This window comes from Bacillus sp. AC266 (assembly GCF_979253805.1).
Window position 1 is genome coordinate 159,440 of record NZ_CEEDEC010000006.1, and the last position, 20,717, is coordinate 180,156.

18 protein-coding genes are annotated in these 20,717 nt (G+C 34.1%); 16 read left to right on the plus strand and 2 right to left on the minus strand.

What is annotated here, in order from left to right; genetic code table 11:
• Window positions 1–370: 370 nt before the first annotated feature.
• Window positions 371–784 carry a hypothetical protein gene (locus tag AC0IXC_RS22875; RefSeq protein WP_326996327.1) on the plus strand — a complete coding sequence of 138 codons (414 nt, stop codon included), beginning with the start codon at window positions 371–373 and terminating at the stop codon, window positions 782–784.
• A gap of 14 nt (window positions 785–798) precedes the next feature.
• Entirely contained in the window at window positions 799–2,253 is a 1,455-nt protein-coding gene (locus AC0IXC_RS22880; protein WP_326996328.1) for an FtsZ/tubulin family protein, read from the plus strand.
• Window positions 2,254–2,287: 34 nt separating this feature from the next.
• Here the strand turns inward: AC0IXC_RS22880 and AC0IXC_RS22885 are convergent, their stop codons facing one another.
• The gene (locus tag AC0IXC_RS22885) at window positions 2,288–3,028 is read right to left on the minus strand and encodes a MerR family transcriptional regulator (RefSeq protein ID WP_002069459.1); all 741 of its coding nucleotides are present in this window, start codon (window positions 3,026–3,028) and stop codon (window positions 2,288–2,290) included.
• A 2,089-nt stretch (window positions 3,029–5,117) separates the two neighbouring features.
• Here AC0IXC_RS22885 and AC0IXC_RS22890 point away from each other — a divergent pair.
• The 8 genes from AC0IXC_RS22890 (at window position 5,118) to AC0IXC_RS22925 (ending at window position 14,694) form a co-directional block, all read left to right on the plus strand.
• Complete coding sequence (locus tag AC0IXC_RS22890) at window positions 5,118–6,260, plus strand: hypothetical protein (RefSeq protein WP_471653384.1); 1,143 nt, start codon at window positions 5,118–5,120, stop codon at window positions 6,258–6,260.
• 706 nt (window positions 6,261–6,966) lie between these two features.
• On the plus strand, window positions 6,967–7,920 hold the full coding sequence (locus AC0IXC_RS22895) for a hypothetical protein (RefSeq protein ID WP_326996330.1): 954 nt from the start codon (window positions 6,967–6,969) through the stop codon (window positions 7,918–7,920).
• A gap of 19 nt (window positions 7,921–7,939) precedes the next feature.
• Entirely contained in the window at window positions 7,940–9,433 is a 1,494-nt protein-coding gene (locus AC0IXC_RS22900; protein ID WP_471653385.1) for a hypothetical protein, read from the plus strand.
• A gap of 16 nt (window positions 9,434–9,449) precedes the next feature.
• A complete protein-coding gene (locus AC0IXC_RS22905) occupies window positions 9,450–9,899 on the plus strand; it encodes a hypothetical protein (protein WP_326996332.1) in 450 nt (149 codons plus the stop codon).
• Window positions 9,900–9,924: 25 nt separating this feature from the next.
• Window positions 9,925–10,320 carry a DUF4320 family protein gene (locus AC0IXC_RS22910; RefSeq protein WP_326996333.1) on the plus strand — a complete coding sequence of 132 codons (396 nt, stop codon included), beginning with the start codon at window positions 9,925–9,927 and terminating at the stop codon, window positions 10,318–10,320.
• Window positions 10,321–10,519: 199 nt separating this feature from the next.
• Window positions 10,520–11,932: an S-layer homology domain-containing protein gene (locus AC0IXC_RS22915; protein WP_471653481.1), complete on the plus strand. Its 1,413-nt coding sequence runs from the start codon at window positions 10,520–10,522 to the stop codon at window positions 11,930–11,932.
• Window positions 11,933–12,055: 123 nt separating this feature from the next.
• Window positions 12,056–14,404 (plus strand): hypothetical protein, encoded by a 2,349-nt coding sequence (locus AC0IXC_RS22920; protein ID WP_471653386.1) that lies wholly within the window; start codon window positions 12,056–12,058, stop codon window positions 14,402–14,404.
• Between the two features lie 128 nt (window positions 14,405–14,532).
• Entirely contained in the window at window positions 14,533–14,694 is a 162-nt protein-coding gene (locus tag AC0IXC_RS22925) for a hypothetical protein (RefSeq protein ID WP_219303773.1), read from the plus strand.
• A 183-nt stretch (window positions 14,695–14,877) separates the two neighbouring features.
• Here the strand turns inward: AC0IXC_RS22925 and AC0IXC_RS22930 are convergent, their stop codons facing one another.
• Window positions 14,878–15,069 (minus strand): hypothetical protein, encoded by a 192-nt coding sequence (locus tag AC0IXC_RS22930; protein WP_326996337.1) that lies wholly within the window; start codon window positions 15,067–15,069, stop codon window positions 14,878–14,880.
• A 374-nt stretch (window positions 15,070–15,443) separates the two neighbouring features.
• Here AC0IXC_RS22930 and cpaB point away from each other — a divergent pair, with 374 nt between their 5' ends.
• The 6 genes from cpaB to AC0IXC_RS22960 are packed head-to-tail and all read left to right on the plus strand — an operon-like array spanning window position 15,444 to window position 20,637.
• Window positions 15,444–16,304 carry a Flp pilus assembly protein CpaB gene (cpaB, locus tag AC0IXC_RS22935; protein ID WP_326996338.1) on the plus strand — a complete coding sequence of 287 codons (861 nt, stop codon included), beginning with the start codon at window positions 15,444–15,446 and terminating at the stop codon, window positions 16,302–16,304.
• Window positions 16,305–16,321: 17 nt separating this feature from the next.
• On the plus strand, window positions 16,322–17,143 hold the full coding sequence (locus AC0IXC_RS22940; protein ID WP_326996339.1) for an AAA family ATPase: 822 nt from the start codon (window positions 16,322–16,324) through the stop codon (window positions 17,141–17,143).
• Between the two features lie 17 nt (window positions 17,144–17,160).
• Window positions 17,161–18,594 carry a CpaF family protein gene (locus AC0IXC_RS22945; RefSeq protein ID WP_471653387.1) on the plus strand — a complete coding sequence of 478 codons (1,434 nt, stop codon included), beginning with the start codon at window positions 17,161–17,163 and terminating at the stop codon, window positions 18,592–18,594.
• Window positions 18,587–19,519 carry a type II secretion system F family protein gene (locus AC0IXC_RS22950; protein ID WP_098342192.1) on the plus strand — a complete coding sequence of 311 codons (933 nt, stop codon included), beginning with the start codon at window positions 18,587–18,589 and terminating at the stop codon, window positions 19,517–19,519. The genes AC0IXC_RS22945 and AC0IXC_RS22950 overlap by 8 nt, the downstream gene beginning before the upstream one ends.
• A 1-nt stretch (window position 19,520) precedes the next feature.
• Window positions 19,521–20,387: a hypothetical protein gene (locus AC0IXC_RS22955; protein WP_215591582.1), complete on the plus strand. Its 867-nt coding sequence runs from the start codon at window positions 19,521–19,523 to the stop codon at window positions 20,385–20,387.
• A gap of 43 nt (window positions 20,388–20,430) precedes the next feature.
• Window positions 20,431–20,637 (plus strand): hypothetical protein, encoded by a 207-nt coding sequence (locus tag AC0IXC_RS22960; protein ID WP_002166806.1) that lies wholly within the window; start codon window positions 20,431–20,433, stop codon window positions 20,635–20,637.
• Window positions 20,638–20,717 lie beyond the last annotated feature (80 nt).

The following is a 20,717-nucleotide window of genomic DNA, read 5'->3' on the forward strand; positions in this document are numbered from 1 at the left end:
ATATATATATTGTTTAATGTACGCTGTATATACAAAGTGTATATATAAAATGCACAAGGTTTTGGATTGATAATTTATAAGTTTTATGTTAATAAAATAGAGCTATTTTTTGATATGTTCATTTCATGTAGTCATGATAGTAAATCAATCCTTGTTAAAATGTGAATTACATGAAGTGTGAGATTGATATATCATATATACGCTTTATATATACATCGTATATAAGAACCGATGTAAAATACGGATTGCTTCTATTAAAAGACTTATAAGTTCTATATATAAGTTTTATATAGAATGACTTGATATACGACGTATAATGATGTACTATGTTTCTAGGAATAATTAACCAATGCTTTAAGGGGGGGACAACTTGAACGAGGTTTTAAGTGGAAAATATCAAACAATCAAGTTTGCAGATGAAGTAGTAAACATGTTTGCTGATATTCTTGAACAAGACGAGATACTATACAGTGTATTTCTATACATAGGAAACGTAGTAAACAAACAATTTCAAGAGACCAAATATATGAGGGGCATATCCATTAATGAAATAGTGGAAAATGTAGTTATTGACAGGAGAGTAAAGAAAACAAAAGGAAAATCTTATTCATTAGAAGTTGAACGTACAAATATATCAAGGCGTTCAGCTGAAATAAGTGTGAGTACATTATCATCAATGTCTTTAATTTATGAAAAGACTATGCACCCATATAAATTTTTAATCTCAACTTATAGAGGACAACAAGTACTTATTGAATTAGGGAAAAGAAAAAAAAGTGAATAAGGAGAGATAAAATAATGGCAAAAAACTTCTTGAAGAATGAAGTAGCAGTTAAAATGACGATGATTGGTTTTGGTCAAGCTGGTACTAGAATGGTAGATAAATTTGCGGAATATAAACATACAGACGGAACAGCAGTATATAACTGCTTAGCGCTAAATAGTAATGATGGGGATCTAGCCGAACTAAAAAATGTACCAAAAAGCAATCAAGTTTCACTTAAATTAGGTGGTTTAGGTAAAAACCCTGAGCGTGCGGTAAAGGTTCTTGATTCAAATGATGACGCAAAAGAAAAATTAAAAGAATTTATAACTGAACGTGTAAGACCATCTGATGAACTTGTTTTGTTTTTTGCAGGACTTGGTGGAGGCACAGGAACTTCTACAATCATTAAGGCCATTGAAGAGTTTTCGGCTTTTCATAATAAGCCAGTAATTAGACAAGAATTACAAAAAGTTGCTCAGCAATACCCAATGGCTGAAATAAAAGCAAATCAAGCGAAGTTTACGAGAATCGCCTTTGAAAATGCTATTGAACGCAAAGACTTTATAAAAATGGGGATTGTTGTAACACTGCCTGTCCGAGCAGATGGGCCAGATGTATTACGACAAGTAAATAAATTTTCACAGGAGATTTGGAAATTAGCAAATGATAAATCAAAAGGTGTAGCATTTGTAGTATTTGCTGATAACCAGCACTTTTATGATGAATTTAAGAAATTAAATGAAAATGAGAAAAAAGGTATTGCCAATTCACGAGACTATGCAAATCAACGCATTAGTGAGATTATTCATGAGTTAAATACTGCTGCCAATGGATCTGGTACATCTGTAATACTTGATTCTCAAGACTTTAAACGTATTTTACTTGAGAAAACGGGCTGTTTAGTTATTAATAAGGTTTCACGCAATATGAACCAGATAGAAAATAGCCATGCAATTATAGAGATGTTCCAAGAGTCATTAAGAGGAAGCTCATTCCATCCTCCAATTGATTTGATGAAGAAAAATAACGATGGTTCTGTTGAAGCGTCAAGAGTACATCATTTTGGCATGCTGGCTATCTTAGATGAGCAAAAAAACATTGATGATTCCTTTATGGATGATGCTAAAGTAGAAGTTTCAAATAATCTACCTATAAATGGTACCGTTTTTAACGGGTATTTAGTAAGTAAGAATGATTTCTTAGGAAGTGTATATACGTTCTATAAAACTGATGCATTACCATCAAGGTTATCTAAAGGTTTAGTTGAAGAATTTAATGAGTTTAAAGAAAGACAAAGCCAAATTCAGTACACAAAGTCTCAAATTAGTACAATAGAGAATGTAGATGATGATGACGACTTAGGCTTTGCATTTGGAGATTTTATTGATATGGGTAGTGATGAAGAAAATAAAGATGCTGGAGCAAATGAAGATGATGAATTAGCGGATTTTCTAGATCCAGATAAGATGTTCGGTACTACAAAATAACGAAAAAGTCTGGAGAAAGATCCAGACTTTTTTGTTATTCCACAGTATTCATAAGAGATTTTATATAATCAATAATATTATCCTGTATGTACTGCTCAATGAAGAGTTGTTTTCTACCCAAATCTTCCTCTTTTTTAAACCATCCTACTTTTCTAGTACGCTCTTCTTCAGGTTTACTATTCCACAGGCTTTCTGCTTGTTTTCTTAATTCCTGACGTGCTCTATGCTCAATAATGAAATTATCCAGTCTATCTTGGCGTTGGCGTAATTTTATGGTTTCTACATCTTCTGGTTGTGGTAACTGCTTTAGTATATTTTCAACCCTTTCTTCATAATGAGATTCAATATGTTTTATTTTTTCCTCTAACTGCTTAGTTACCATTTTTTCGATAATTTCTGCAGCGGCTTGAAGGTTTAATTCGGTAGATACTTCATTTGTTTGATTCTCTGGTGAAACTGGTCTTAAATCAAACTGGTGTGGTAAAAGGTCAATAATGGCATCTAAAGACCATTTTTCATCTCTTTTTTGTTTTATAAATAGAGCAATTTCAAGATCTAACGTATTATAGAGTTTTTCGTTTGTGTTTTGGGTTCTTAAAGTTTCGTGAAGCCCTTTTTCCTCTAGAATGTTGAACCAATTATAAACAGTATTATGATGACGTCCGACCAGTTTAGAAAATTCAGTTATTCGCCATGCTTTTTCAAAAACAGTATCATTTAATATGTCATCATCATTAGTTTGATGGTCTTGTGATTCGTTTTTTTGGTCAATCACTGTAACTACCTCCTTAAAAATCACTCATAAACACCCGATTTGTAATTAACATGTGAACTGAAATTGACATGTTAGGCATTATTTCGATAATAATCATGCAAATCCCTACCTATTCAGTAATTGACATGAAATATAAAATTAACATGTAACTGAATGTTTGTTAACAAAACATTAACTGTTAACACGGAATACGCTTAATTTGTTGATATTACTGTTAACTCTAAGTGTCTAAATGGTAATGTTCTATCGATGGAAATACCTATCTTTTATGCTAGTAAGATTAATGATAGTTGCCATGAGATTAACAAATCATGTCACTTAATATTAATGATAAGGAAATATAGGTGTTTTGTAAATAAGTTATAAGGATATAATTAAAGTATACTATGGAAAAACAAGCATACTAAACTAAGGAATTTAAATTATAATGTATAAAAACTAGAAAAAAAGGTAATAATACTACTACATTAGTATTGTTTGGTGAATTTAAATGTACTTAGCGATATAGGATCAGAATCAAGATAAATAAACTGTAAGAGTTAATTCCCACTCTACGCTGCCATTAATGTGAAATGTACGAGTATCTTAATATGGTATAGGATAACTTGGTTGGGTTTGCATAGTTAATTTAATACTAGTAGTTTTTAAACAGCTTAAAGACGTTATTTATCTAACATAAAACATCTTGTTTTTTAATAAAGGTGAAAAACATTCGATTCAGGGCAAATCTTGGTTTTGCATTGACATTAACATAGAATGTGACGTTGATATGAAATAAGTTGCATAAGAACAACCTCTCATCAGTGTTAATGTCTTATCAACTAAAACAATCACGGGCGCCTGCTGTATCTACGGTGGTCTTCCATATAGGGCACTTTCAATATAGAATGTTCAATAATCGCTTTGATTAATATGAAAATAAAATAAATATATAGTGATAGATTTTATAGAACACTTTAATATGAAGGTTAAATGTACTAAAGTTTCCTTCTGATCATCTAAACAAGTCGATCAATACCTTGTTGGTGTTAATTGATTAACTATGTGTGCAAATAACAAAGTGAATAAAGAGAATGAAATTAACATGTTGACCGGTTATTGAGGGATACTGTTAAGAATATCTATATTATTATCATTAACATGAAACTATAATGCTATTAACAAGAGATTGATATTTGAATACGATGCTATACTTATTGTTAATTTTGTATCAACTAAAAGGACAACTTGTTAAGGGTTTAGTTTCATAGAGTTAAGGGTGAATTTTGAAGCTCCATCGAAGTAGTGTTTATTTAGGTGAAATATATCAAAAAATTAATTGAGATTTGTTATAGAGGTTATTAATACACTGAAGTATGTATTGGTTTATAAGTTTTATTATATTTTGTTAGCTTTTAACTCTGGTGCAAGCCCGGGCAGGTTCTATAGGTATTTATAATTCTAGTCATTTAGAAGGGTTTCTTATAAGGTTGCTAATGCTGTCAAATGAATGTGTGTGTATACTTGTCCCATTGTTAAATGTTGATATGAAATCAACATTTAACAATGGGAATTTCATTACATGTTAATGTCAGTTGATATGTTAATGTGAATGCGTTCTCTGGAATGAGGTTTAATTGTTTACATAATATTAATATGTGAGTTAATTATGTACTAAGTAGTTTTGAAAATCCGGCTGTATATAAAGGTTGCAAGGTTTTGGTGCAAAACACTAAAGTTTTTTGCAAGTAATCTCCTAAACTTGGACATACTGATAGTGTTACGCTAAAAAAAGTGTGGTTGTTATGGGGAAAGTCTGTTCAAATGGAAATGATAGGAAGTCGAACGCATATTATTAACAGTAAGAAGATATCTACGGTACAACTTCTAATTAAACCAATTATAGGTTTTATTTCTTATAAAACTTAAATGAGAAAATGTATTGACATTTTAATTTTATAAAGATAATCTTATACATGAATATCAATTGTTTAAGAATTATATACAAATAAGTAAATAAAAAAATTTGCTAAACGGACACACCGAAGGCGCATTACCTGCCAGCGGTGTGTCTTTTTTGTGTTTTTTGGGAGGGGAGTAAAAGAAAACTATGAATACGCAAATGACTTTTTCCCAACAGAACTTTAAAGTACATGGGGTTAAGTTTTTCGATGGATTATTGAACATCGTAAAACTAGAAAATGAACGAAAAGAATTACCATCTTCAGCTTTAGCTACTTATATCTTGCTTCACTTTGAATGTAATGATATAGGAATGCTACCACGTGAATTTCAAATCATGGATCTTGCTAAGAACAGTGGGATTCCCTACACAACAATTTATACGGGGTTTCAAGTTTGCTTGGAGCGTAAGCTCGTAAAAGAGACACCTGTTGGAAATCGTACTGTATATGAGGTTGTAGATTATGACTTGTATAACCATACTGTTGCAGAAACTACAAAAACTACAGATATATCACTATCATATTTCCGAATTCCATTTCATCTTATTCAAACAACTATACTTAGTAGTCTTGTAAAGGCTCGTGATAACAGAGGGATTATGTTCCTATTAGAATTAATAAATACTTTTTCGAGAAAAATTGGTATGGAGCATTATAAGCACCAGATTCAAGAGTTCGAGATTACAAGAAGAATGGGTTTTTTAAAGGATAAATTGAATCGTAATGCAAAGAAGGTACGACAATACATAGAAATTTTAAAACCAATTGTGCAATTTACAGCAATTGATTCTAAGGAAAAGAAGTCTAGCGACTCTCGCATAGCGCGTGTTAGAAAACAGGTGAAACAAGTCATCATTGAAAAGTTCAATGTGGTGTTTTCTTCAAACTGCGTAATTGAGAATGATAAAAAAGATTTACATAGGCCAGTAGCGAAATGCAGAAAGGAAGCAGTATCTCGTTTAAAATATATGGGACAATCATTACGAAAGAAAGATCGTGAAAATATGATGATTGCATTTAAACAGGAAATTGTGGACATTGCTGCATACATGCCAACAAAGGAAAAACAAAACGAATTACTGATTACCGCAATGACTTATGCATTAGATCAGGTTGAAAATTATACGAAAGAGCAAGAAATATTCTCTATTCCTGCATTTATGCGAGTACAATTTAGAGAATCCTGGACTGATTTTACGGAAAAAAGCTTGTCTGTAGAAGAAAGACACGATGTAATGATGAATTATTATAATCAAAATGGTGCCTATCCAGACTTCATAAAATCTTAAAAAATATAGTAAGCAGCAGCCCTTGTTAAAAAATCACATAAAAGCAAGGGTTATTTGGCATGTTCTTTAATTTGAGGACATGTTTTTTTGTTAAGGAAATGTCTTTATCGGCACTTTTACGTAAATATATAAACAGTTTATGCTGCTTTTGGATACGATTCATTTTGTTTATAATTCGATTCAATACTTGTGATTATCTTAATACTATATATTAAAACCTGTGAATTCTTAGTAATATGATATGTAGCTTCTTAATTTGTGTTTTTTATGATTCATTACTTGTATGTAATGGGGATAGTACGATATGTAATTTGGTTTATTATAAAAGAACGTATGGTATATAAGGATTCATAAGCACTTGTATTTTCTCTTTATATTTAATAATTGAGTTTAGTTATATATGATTCTTGTATTATTTATATAAAATACTTGAATATATTTTTATTTGAAATATTGTTTTCTTTAGATTAGATACATAAAAAATACGAAAAATATAAGTGAATATATTAGCATTAGGATTTTTTGAAACTGTTGACTTTTAAAATTCAGAGATGTATTCTAATACATGAACAACAATTTATTAAGAGAAATATACGAATTAATAGATTCATTCTTTAGCTAAACGGACACACCGAAGGCACATAACCTGCCATCGGTGTGTCTTTTTTTATGTATTAATAACATTTGAAAGGGAGAAATCAGAACTATGAATGAAATTGTAAGCATGAGTAAAGAGAGATTTGCAAAGTATTGTGAGGATAATTCAATGTTTGAAGAAAGTATTAGTCGTATCATTAATCATTACTTTTTATTGTTAGGTAACAAAGCTAATATCCTACAAGAAAGGGAGTTTAATAACGAAGTTGAAGAAAAGAAATTTAAGAACAATGTAAAGCGCTTTGAAACTCTATTCCCAGCAGCAGCCAAGAATGCATTTTTAAAAGGATATCAACTATGCCTTGAGTTTGTACATCATCCTGAAACCCACATTCCAGAGGAGCTATATACTGATTCGAATCTTATTAAAGATATTCCTTTTGCTTTAGTTAATGCATCTGAGTTTGAATTATATGAAATCATTCGAACAGATGAAACACAGGAATTTAGTGTATTTGCAATACGAACATTTGAGGGGATTCGTCCATTACTAGAACAAGTATTTTGCGAAATTGCATTTGCTGGCGCTGAATGCGCGTTTGAACACGAACGATTGGAAAAAGGATTGGAACTAGTAAATGGGGATACCACTACTTTAACTAAAGTTCCTGTAGATCGTCTTTTTGCAATTACGCCTTCAGTAAATGGAGTTGTTGTGCATGCGGAAGAACATTGTGAGATTTGGAATCTAACTTGGAATAGCGGAGTAACGATAGACAATCCTTTCATTGAGCTTGCAGAGGTTACATTTATTCATCAAACAAGAGATATGATTCAAAAAAGCATTGAAGATGGTGTTTTATACTACAGAATTCTTTATCTCGATACACCATTAAATGAAATTCAAGATCGACTGGAAATACGAATAAAACTTAATTCTGATTTTGAGGCACCACGACCATTGGAGCAAGTTGAAGTGGAGTATATTCTGAATGAGATTTTTGGGAAGATTCATCAACAGGCGCAAATTCCAATTGAAAACATGATTTTAATCCAACGCTAAAAGTTAAAGGAGGTCTACCATGGTCAAAAAAATTGTATTAGCCATCAGTGATACTGTATATACGGCATATTTACGAGAAGATTTTGTTGGCGCGGGATTTGAAGTGGCTGATAGTGATGTGATGCATATTAAATATCTAGATGAAATTCTAGATACGGAACAACCCGAGATTCTATGTATTAATGACAAACGATTAAATATTGATGCGGGACAGGAAGATAAACGTGAATTGATTATCTTACAGAAGTTAAGGGATATACGTTTTAATCGAGATATTCGTATTGTAGTTTTTACAGAACGTGAAAATGATGATGAGTTTTTGGCGAAACTGATTTATCTAGGTATCTATGACATTTTCAACTCTCGTAGAATTGATATTGATAATAAAGTTATCCCGCAGTTGCTACAGGTGTCGGATATTAAGAATGTAGCCAAGATTGTTGGAGCAAGTCAGGCACCGCAACAAACGAAATTACCGGACATTCCTGCTGAGGAAGAAGAGGAAGTGCCAAGTGACTTAGAGGAAGGACGCAATGATGAACCTGCCTCTAAGTCAAAAATATTTAAAAACAAACAAAAACGTAAGTCTGTACAAGAGGAAACGGTAAAAGCACCAATAATTAAAAAGCAATATAAATTATCGTTTGAACCTGTATATGAGAAGCAGATTGGTATAGCAATTCCAAGGAAAACAATTGTTGTGGCCAGTATGAATAGGAGAAGTGGAGCTACTTTTGTTTCACATCTCCTAGCTGCCTATTTGAATGAACTACAGATTGATGTGAACTATATAGAGAATCTATACGATGAGGGATATACGTATCCACTATTAAAGGGCTATACAGAAGCACCAGAAAATTATCGCAGTGAGTTCATGTTACAGCGCTATAAAGAGATGTTACAGAAGGAATCCGATATATTATCGATTCCAAAGTGGAAGCAAGGAAAGATAAACTTTATCGTAAAGAATCCGATTGTGGACCAAGAATTGAAAAATGAAACAGAGCAAGACTTTGACCATTTCATTAAGGTCTTGTTGGGGAACCAAGAAGCACCTATTTCTATTATTGATGCAGGGAATGATTGGGACAAAGCTTTATACCAAGAGATATGCGAGATGGCGGATTACATATTCTTTGTAGCGGAGCCAGATCTTCATCAAATGTTAAAGATAGCACACCCCCTTACGCAAAAAGAAAGAAAGTTAGTTTCCTACTTAGCATTAGAGAAAACAAAAGTAATTGGGAATAAATTTTCATCATCATTGTTAAAACACGAGGTAGTGGAAGAATGTTTAGGACAGAAGTTATCAGCAGCTATACCACCTTATGGGATTGAGGATGTATTTGAAGCACAGTTGAATAGTAGTACGTTACTATCAAGTCGTAACTATTATAGAGAGTTAGAAGGAAAAATGAAGAAGATAGCAGAGTTATTACTACCAAACGAATTGCTGAACCAGAAGAAAAGCTCTATATTAAGTGGATTTCGTTTCCGAAAGACCGAGAATTAAGAAGGGATGATAAAAAATGCAAAAATTTATTGTAGCTGCAAGTACGTTGCTATTATTTGTTGGATGCCTTTTCTTTGTGACGGATATGGTGATTGGGGATACAACACATACTGATAATAAATCGTCTTTAGAAAGAGGGGGCGAGATAGCTCTATCTAAGGCTGTAAAAGTAGGTACTCTCCGTGCAGAGGAAGAGATAGCAGTTGACCGAGAAGTAGCAGAAAAAGAATTTGAAAAAGCATATAACAGTAATGCAGATTTTAAAGATCCTGCTTCAAAACGTGATTTTTCTGTTCATGTTATACAGGAAAAACCAGCAATGATCGCTGTTGAAGGTGATGCAGAAGCTGCTAGTTATTTTAAGCAATTTGATGAAAAAAAAGAAACGATAAAGAGTAAAGCAAGAAGTATTATTATCTACGATGCGAATGCAAAAGAAAAACAAATTGGTGGGAACGTAAAATAATAGAAAAAGAGTAGGTGTATAAAGAATGCAAAATACAGTAACTACAGCTCTATTTCTTACACTTTCTTTATTATTAATTAGTCTTCTTCCTGAAGGTGTATTGTATGGGATTCAGTTGGTGAAAGCACATAACTTTGCTTCTGATTTGGTAGAAAGTGCAGAGAATAAGGGTGGATTTCAATATGATAACAATGGGAAAAGGGTTGATTTAATCCCTGGAATAGAGAAAAGAATGAAAGAAGAAAAGATGGATGGCTGGAAGTATGAGTATACGAAGGGGCGCATAGAGCATGGTCAGCCACTCTCTTTCAAGGTGAATGCAGAACACCATTTCTTCATATTTAAGCTAATTGGAGTAGAAGGTGTAAAGGCTCCGATATGGGCAAGTAAGGATGGAATGGGACAAGTATATTTTAAATAATGAAAGTGAAGTCTATAAGATTCTTGCTATAAAAGACTATGCTGAAAAGTATAGTTTTTTTGCTAGAAAAATATATTTAAAAATAAATATATAAAAATACTTTACAAGCCTATTTCTATATGGTAATATTTTCCATATAGAACAGCAGTTATAAAAAAACGCTAATCAAATAATTAATATGTTAAAACATCTAGATTTTATGTTTAGTTTAGGTACAATAAGAGAATCTATAAAAAAACTAATATATTCGGAGGAACAAACAATGGCTAACAAATTTTTAAAAACAGCAACAGCACTAACAATTATGGGTACATCACTATTAGGAGCAGGAGCATTTACTGCTAAGGCTGATAACACAGATTCATTAAAATTTAATGATGTTCCAGCAGATCACTGGTCTACGAAAGCAATTTATGATTTAACAAATCGTAAAGTGGTGCAAGGGTACGGAAATAATATCTTTGGTTTTGGTGATAATGTCACTCGTGGGCAAGTTGCTCGTATGATTTACGCATACGTAAAACCAGCAGATGCAGATGCTAGTTTCAAAAATCCATTTACTGATATTAAGGGACACATGTTTGAAAAAGAAATCTTAGCACTTGCGAAAGCGGGTCTAGTAAGTGGTTATGGTGAAGGGAAATATGGTCCAGATGATATTTTAACTCGTGAACAAATGGCACAGGTACTTACTAATGCATTTAAATTTAAGGCTACTAAGACAACATCGTTTACTGACATTGATAAAAACTCATGGGCATTAAAGGCAATTAGTGCATTAGAAGAAAATGGCGTTACTATTGGTACAGGAGGTAAGATGTATTCACCATATACACATGTAACCCGTGAACAATATAGCCAGTTCTTATATAACTCTATTAATGTAATCGAAAAAGAAACAAAACCTGAAACGAAACCAGAAGAAAAACCAGAAGTGAAGCCAGACCCGAAACCTGAAACGAAACCAGAAGAAAAACCAGAAGTAAAGCCAGACCCGAAACCTGAAACGAAGCCAGAAGAAAAACCAGAAGTAAAGCCAGACCCAAAACCTGAAACGAAACCAGAGGAAAAACCAGAAGTGAAGCCAGATCCAAAACCTGAAACGAAACCAGAGGAAAAGCCAGAAACAAAGCCTGAGCAGCCTAAAGTACCTGAGGGATTAGACGTTGAGCTTGTGCAACCTGACTTTGATTACAATCCTGAAGCTTTGAAGAATGAAAGTGTGCAAAAACAATTATCTACGGAAGCACAAAATATAGTAAAAGATATTAACAAAAAATATAATACAAATCTTAAATATAAAGATTTAAGAGGAGCGGTACGTATTATTGATAAAGATATGTATCTTCCAGCGGGTTCAATAGGTGCACAATTTGCAATTGAAGGGACTGTAAATAATAATTATAAAATCTACTTCTTAGATAATAACCCAGCAACTGTGGAATTAGCTAAACGATGGGTTACCTTCTTAAGTGGATTGGACTTAGATCATGAAATTGATGAAACTATTGCACAAGACTCTATTAATAATTATCAAAAGGATAATTATAAAGTTCGTATTGGTCAAACTGGAGCTTTTGATACAATGTATATTCAAATTGAAGGGAAATAATGATATACTAAGTATTATAAAATATGAATATAATATTTAATTAAACATACGTGAAGGACACACCTTACGTACCATCCCAACGGTACAGGTGTGTCCTTTTTTATGTTTTAGGAGGAAAAAATAATGAAATTAAAAAGAAGTTTACTATTTATCTGTACTTCAACTATGCTTGCAATACCTAGTATAGCAAGTGCTAAAAACAATGATGTTCCTTTCTATAACGGTCAGGATGATTCATTTTTGACTTCACTTAACTTACAGCTGCCAGGCAAATATTATAGACCTGGAAGTGGATATGAGGCTGAAAAATCTTTATATAGGGCCGATGTACACTTTCCTGCTGTATATAATGGGTCTTTTAATTGGGACAACCCAAAGGAGAATTTGGTACAAGCTGTAGATAGTTCAGAGCCATATATTCGAATAGCAAATGAAGGCTATTTAAATGGTAAAGTACCAGCGGGTGACCGTATGGTGACCGAAATAGAGAGGGTTAATAATTTTGTTATCTCTAGCAAATATTGGGGAAATTCGGAATTTGTTCTAGATAATATGGATAAGCACTCAATAAATACTTATGAAAGTTATAGAGAACTAGGTCAGTTTTACTGGATTAGAGATATCGCATACCTTTCTGGTGGTTATGCAGGTTCTGGTGGTGTAGATGATGTAAATAGGTTTAATTTGTGGTATGTACGTACAAGTAAACCTGAAATAAAAGATTTTAAAGCTTCGAGTGGAACAAAGGATATGCCTGTAAAGTTTATATTTAACGGTTTTGAGTATGTAAGTAAGGGAAAAGGGTACAACGATAGGGATCCTAACGGGACAACTGTAAATCCTTATCAAAAGGCTGCTGGGGAACGTAACCGTGTGAAATGGATGCTAGACATTACAAAAGATGGTGAAACAGTGCATCACCAAGAGAATTACCTACGTTCGAATCCCCAAAAGGATAATCAGAAGCCAAATGAAGGCGATGCAGGAAAAATTTCTAAAGAAGATATAAGCTGGCAGCCGCAAATGTGCGGGCGCTATACTGCGAAAATTAAAGTAACAGACGCTGTTCAAAGGGATTCAAATGAGAAAACAGTCAACTTCAATGTAGATGGTAACTGTGGTACAGAGGTTACACCTAACCCAGATCCAGGCGATGAAGAAGACTATAAATATAAAATTGATTTTTCGGCTGACCGAATTGAAGGAGAAACAGCAAGAGAAGGAAAAAATATTAAAACAAGGGTAGATGTATCACGTGATAACTTTAAGCCAGACCGTGATGAATATAGAGCGAAGGTAAATAATAATATTAATAAGTCCCAGCAGGAAGTAAATAGTTCTGAATCAGATAGAGATAGTGCGCAATCTAGTTTGAGTTATTGTCGCCGTAATCCTATCCATGAAGTAGATGCAGAGGGGAATGATCACTATTATGATAGGGATTGCTCTTGGGAGGAAAATAGACTGGACAACGCTGCGGGTAAGTTAGATAAAGCAAGAGAAAAGCTAGGAAAAGAGAAGAAAAAAATTAAAAAGTTAGATTCGTTAGAAGAAAAATATGCAAATCCTGAAACGGTAGTTGTGCTAAAACATAACGGGCAACAAGTGGCTTCACAAAAGGTAAGACTAACAGAGGGAGAAAAGAAAGCATTGAATCTTGATTGGCAGCATAAAGGGAAAGGAACAATTCAAGCAGAAATTAACCCTGCTGGTAATCGTATAGATATAGAAGAAACCACATACAAAAATAACCCAATTAAAACGGCTATTTATGCACCATCGCATGAAAAAGGTATGTGCGGTGTAACAAGTGTAAAAGGTGTAGTAGAAACAGTCAACGAACGTGTTTCTAAAGAGGAAACAGTTGGAGAAATGTACTATGAAACATTAAGCGGAAGTATTGATAGTTTAGTACCATCTAAGCTACATTCTGGCTATGGTTTTTCGTATGAAGTAAACGGAAAATACAAAAATGATTGGAATGCAAATTATCCTGGTGTATTTACAGCAGCAACAGCACAATATCCGTTCGCAGATGAAGGATTAAGATCTAAACAAGATTTAGAACGTAAGACAAATACAGGCTCTACATCAAGTTTTTCTCCAAAGAATATGTATCTTTCGGAGAAAACAGGCCATGTATTTGATAGTAAAAGACCAACTAAGTCTTTATATTGGGATGGACAAGAAAAGATCATTGATGGGGGACAAAAATGGTATACGCCAATGAAGACGAAAGATGGGGTATATACTTTCAATGTAGAAACAGCTCCAGTAGGTATTAATGAAATGAGTCTGTGTCTAACAGAGCAGGTAGAAATTAAAGGTGTTGCGTATGATGATTTTATAAAAAGAAGAGTTTTCCCAGATGATCCATTCCCAGGTGGAAGTGGAGTAGGCTGGAACTGGGTAGGTAAAGAAGAACTACTACATAAACTGAAGGATTGGTATTACATGAAAAATGGGAAATAAAAATTAAATATAGTATAATTAGATGAATCGACAAAAGAAATCCATCTTAAACTAGTAGCTGAATGGATAAACCAAAGGCACATCCCTTAATGGGATGTGCCTTTTTTTCGTAGAAGGGGGAATATAAAGTGGATAAAAAGAAAAAACAACGTGTGAGACGTGCAATTTTCATCGGGGTTGTCGCAATGATTATATCTCTGTGCATTGGTAGTGAATTTCAGGATCGGAATGGGAAGAGCTATGCTCCTGCAAAGTATTTTGAAACAGGAACAAAATTGATTTCATTTTAGAAGTAATTTTATTTATTTCGTCCACTATAGTGGATGCAGAGACATGACATGTACAATAGTTGATGTTATAATAGGTGTAGAAGTATTATAACAATAGTTTTTGCATAAACTAAAGAAGACGAAGTGCTGCTAACACTTCGCCTTATGTAACTGCTACCGCAAGGTGGATGGTTGCTAAAAAGTTTATTTTTTCTTAGAACCGCCCTTCAGACGCTTGCCGGCATTGAGGGTGGTTCTTTTCGTTTTCCGTCGCTTTTTTTGTATTTTCTTCCAAGACGTTGATAGGTATTTTCCTACTCGTTTTGCAAAAAATACAGCGACTTCCCTAGCAATAACTTTTAAAATTTCAATTGCTATAGTGAAAAGAATGTCCATTTGGTCACCTCCTTTCCCATAAAATGAAAGAGAAAGGATAGCAACCGACCACCCTGAAATATTCAGTTACGTTACACCTATTATATCATATTTAATGGGTAGTTAATAGCTTAAAAACCTTGATATGACAACGTTTTTAAAGGTTTTTTGTTTTTTGTATTTCGTGCATTGGAATAGAAAAAATAGATTTTTTTTTAGAAATGATTGACATAAAACCGTATATATCATAATATTGAAATTGTAATATTAAAGAAAACAAATCCAACATTTTCATATAGACTTTAGATTAGCTAAAAGGACACACCTAAGGCGCTTTATGCCATAGGTGTGTCCTTTTTTTGCGTTTAAAGGCTACATAAGGAGGAACATAAACATTGAAGCCATCTAAGTTTCAAAAGAAGCAGATTGCTGCGGTTGGTCTTGCCGCTGCAACAGTCGCTGGTATCTATGGATACAATCATTTTGCGGTGGAGAATGCAGTAAAACCAACAAAGATTGTCGTAGCCGCAAAGGATATACCTGCTCATACAGAGATTAAAGAGGATATGCTAGTTGAACGCACATTACCTGGGGATGCCATTCCACCCAATGCATTACGTGTGAATAAGAAAGAGGTTGTAGGAAAATGGACAAATGATGGGCAACCCATCACAGAAAATAGCTATCTCTTCAAAAATAAAGTAGTAAAGAAAGAAGAGTTGCCAGACTCTGCAATTTTAAATTTAAAAAATGAAGAAGTTGCCTTTCCGTTACTCGTCGATCTTGAAACAAGCTCAGGGAATAGTATTATTCCTAACACATACGTGGACTTGTATTTCAAACAGGTTGTGAAAGAAGGAGACAATGAGAAGGTTGTTTTCGGTGGTCTTTTCCAACGCGTACGTGTTACGGCTGCAAAAGATAGTAATACGGAAGATGCATTCGTGTTAGAAAAGAAAGAATCAAAAGAGGAACAAGAGGGGAAACCAAAACCGAAGGTAACTCGTTTATATACATTAGCTGTTTCACCAGAACAACTCCAATACTTAAATCGTGCGAAAATGCTTGGAGATGTGATTCCTGTTGCAGTCGGACAAAAGGTAGAACAAACAGGGAAAGAATTACAACCAGCAGAAGGGTTCTCGCAAATATCTGATCAGAAGAACATTTTAGATTATGTAGAGAAACATTCAACCAATCCAATTTCTAAAAATGTAAAAGAATATGTTGCACAGTATCTGAACGAATCCAAATAAGAAAGGGGGGTATTAAGATGGAGCGGCAAGTCAGAATGGTTGCTTTTTATGCGACAAACGAAAATGTAGGGAAAAGCACGTTAAGTATTGCGATGGCAAATGAGTTAGCTCATTTAGGGAAAAAGGTGCTGTATGTAGAAGCAGACCAAGTAAGGCCGAGTTTTGCAGTTGGAACAGGTCTTACCCATGACAGCAAAAATATATTAGAGCTTGTTAAAAAAGAAAATGAGTACAATCTCTTGCAGTATATTTGTACAAAACAAGATTTGGTAGAGAAAAAATTGAATCCAAGGTTGATACAAAAATTGCACGATAAGATGGATTTTCTGGTATTTCCATCAGGATATAACATGGCTCACTTCCCTGAGATTCAAAACAAAGAATTATTTGTAACAACATTCATCGAATCGCTTGTAGCCACAGAATACGATTACATTATTCTATCTGTACCAACTGAATTATCAGAGGTACTGAGTTACCCAATCTTATATCAATCAGATATTGTGGTTCATGTGCTAAATAGTAATCCTCGTGGTGCTTTAGCAATTAAGCAAGAATTGCAGTTGATAGAAGAAACGAAGCTGACATTACCTTGTATGATTCATGTTTTGAACATGGGGGATGAGAATTATGTAGAAGATATTGAAAAGCTTTCTTCTCAAAAAATTGCGGTGACCATTCCATATGATAGAGATCGTACAAGTTACGAATGGGGAATGCAGATTGGTTCCCCACAAATTAATACAAAGGTCCATCACATTATGGAAGCAGCTGGTCTTGATATTGCATCCCAGCATACATCCTCTATGAAAAAGGGTATCTTTGGTTTTCGAAATTAAAAGGGGAGGCAAGTAGTATGTGGGGCTATTTACAGGAAAAACAAGTCGCCTTAAAGCGAAATCGAGTTGATTTATATCACTTCGGTTATATGATTCGTTCCAAATCGGCTAAAAGGTTAGGAACAACTACAGCTCAACAAATTAAAGATATAACCGATGAAATTCGTGCATTTTTAGTAAAAGAACATCGTGATATTTTAAGTGAGTCCTTTATGAATAAGGAGAAGAGAGCTGCTGTAGAAACGATCATTAAAAACTTTTTGTTAAGTAATCAAGTTGTTATCGCAGATGTTCCTTCGGATCAGTTATTAAACATGGTATGTGATGACATTGTGGGATTCGGGATTATAGAGTCTTTGAAAGAGGATAAGGACGTAACCGATATTTATATAAATGGCACAAAAGAGATTATTTACGAAAAAATTGGGGAGGGAGAATGTACATTTCCTTACCGATTTGAAACGGAAGAAGAAGTCAAAGCTTTAGCCTACAAGATGGTAAACAGTACGTCAGAATCATTAAATACAGCAAAGCCATATGTAGATTGTGTATTTCCGTATATACGTATCAATATTGCGTTAGATGAACTTGGGGGATTAGGAACAACGATAACGATTCGTAAGAATGCGGATCATCTTCGTGCCTCTGAAGAGCGTATGTTATCTACAAATCAAGCATCGAGAGAGATGTTGGACTTTTTGGCGGCAGCCGTGAAAGCCAAAATGAATATTTTAGTGGCGGGAGCAACAGGTACAGGGAAGTCAGAGTTTATGAAATATCTTGCTTCTCATATTCCGAAAGGGAAAAAGAAAGAACGTACTCTCGTAGTAGAAGATAACCCTGAATTATATTTGCATCGTATTTTTCCAGAACATCATTTTGTTCCGATGCAGTGTAGGGCATCGGAAGTAGAAGAGAATGCAATTGACTTTGATAGATTGCTAACAAATGCGTTACGACAAGGACCAAAGCGATTAATAGTAGGGGAATCAAGGGGGAAAGAAGCATTGAAAATGCTGAACTTCTTCCAAACAGGACACCCTGGTTTTACTTCTGTCCATGCAAGAAGTGCAAAAGAAGCAGTTAGACGTTTAATGCTCATGTGTCTGCAAAGTGGTGCAAATATTGACGCCCAGTATTTATATGAATTAATTTCGCAGACATTTGATGTGATTGTCTTTTTAGAGAAGAAAGATGATGGAAATCGTTATATTACAGAGATGATTGAACTATTGGATTATCAAGATGATATACAGTTCAATCAGCTTTCTCAGTTTATCCCGACATATGAGGAACACGATGAAATGAATGAGAGAGTAGGAAAGATTCATGGAGATCATATCACTACAGCGACAATGTCGGCTGATATGGAAAGGAAGTTCCGTTCTTCTACTGTAAATCCAGCTCTTTATGCACCATTCCTTTCACAACAGGAGGTGCAGTATGCATAGTTTGTTAGCTTATGGATGTATCTTCCTCATATTCATGAGTGTACTATTGTTAGTTTTACTTTTCACAAAATCTAAGGGTTCTGCCCTTTCCCAATTTGTACAAGAAAATGAGAAAGAAGAAAGACGCTTAGAATTACGGAATATCAAAGGAATACGGATGTATCTTCCACAATCCGTTATCCAGGAAGCCCAAAAGTACGAGTGGAAACTGACGAAAAGTATGTATTGGGTATATACGGTACTTTCAGGGATGAGTATTGCGGCAGTATTCTACTTCTCTTTTGGAAGAGATCCTTTTACACTGATTTCCGCTTTATGTGGATTTTTAGTTCCGAGGTTTCTTCTCTATCGTAGAAAAAAACGTTATTACTTAGTTGTCATAGATCGTCTTTCTATCTATATGAAGGCTGTAGCAAATGCACTTCAAATTAGTAATAACGCAAAACGCGTGTTACTTCAGGTGAAACCGATGATGCATGACAGTATTCAAGAAGAAATAGAAAAAGTTTCTCTTTTATTAGAAGGTGGAACCACGATGCATCGTGCATTTAGAGGGTTTAATGAAACCTTTAATTTTAGAGAATTGGTTTTCTTCCACGAAATGTTGGAAGTATGTAGCCGAGAAGGTGGAGCGAATTCAGTGCAAGTCTTACTAGATATTGCAGAAGATTTTGAAAAACAAAAGCTTTACCTGGCAAGATTACGTTCTAGTTTGTCACAAGCACAACGTGCTTTTGTACAGAACTGCTTAATAGTCATCGCAATGCCGATTGTCATTATGTTGATGTCAAAAGAGGCATATGGATTTTTGGCAGGTTCTATGATGGGGAAAATTGCATTAACAGTAAATATGTTTATTGTATTTTTCCTAGCAACACGTGTAGAAAAAATTGCAAATTATAACCCGACAGAAAGGGGGGAATAAGATGGCTGCGTTTTTAGGTTTAGTCATATTTGTTGTCATGTACTGGGTATTCTCCACCTTTCTACAAAGTAAAAAAGACAGTGAGAGTGTACTTACTCATTATGTAGAAAATGCGAAGCGTATTGAAAAGAAGAATTTGAATCAAATGATGCTTGCTCCTTTTCAATCGTTATCACATAAGTATCTGACAGAAGAAAAGAAAGAGCAGATTCAGAAAAAATTAGAGGAAGCTGGCTTGGATACGAAACCAGAAGAATATTTGAAAATGAAGGTTGCGTATCCCGTCATTTTCACATCTGTTTTCTTAATTTGTACCGTATTCCATGATTACTACTTATTTAAAGTAGGCGTTCTGGTTTCACCACTGCTTTACTTCTATCCAGATTACTTATTAAAGAGAAGAATAAAGCAGGCGATAGAAGCAAGGAAGTTTGAATTGCCAGAGTATTTAATTCCGTTGCTGCAATTGTTAAAGACACATACAACATTAGAAGCAGTAAAAAAGGCACAGATATATGCAGGGAGACATCTTAGTCCGTATGTATCTACTCTTACAGCAGAATTAGAAATGTATGCGGGCTCGGATCAACCGTTTAGGAACTTCGCAGCAGCTCTAAATAGTCCAGAAGTAAATACCTTTACGATTGCGTTACAACAAGCGCAAAAAACGGACAAGGTACAAAGTCTTCGGATTATGGATTCGCAAATCAAAATGATGCGTGAATTAAAACATGAGAACTACAACCGTCTGATTCAAGATAAACCAATGGAAATGAATAAATTTAACGTTGCGGTTATTGGTTGTATCGTTATTTATCCAATGGTCATTGTTATTCAATCCTTAACACAAGGATTTGCAAGTTTATAAAAAAGATATTACCCCAAATGGAATAGGAAAAGGAGCAAAATACATGTTAACAAAAATGAAGAATTGGTTAAAAAATGAAGACTCACAATTATCATCAGAAAACGGTATGTTAATCGCCTTGGCGGTCATTATCGTATTAGTCATTGGACCGTTTGTATGGAAAGCAATTCAAGGTGGATATGACACAATTCTAGCTCGATTCACAAAAGCATCAAGCAATGCAGATGTAGATTCTTGGAACAAGAAATAAAAGGTTAGTTTCATAATGTTTGTTAGAAATAGCTCAAATAAATAGATAAGGGAGATTCAATCATGTTAGCAAAAATGAAA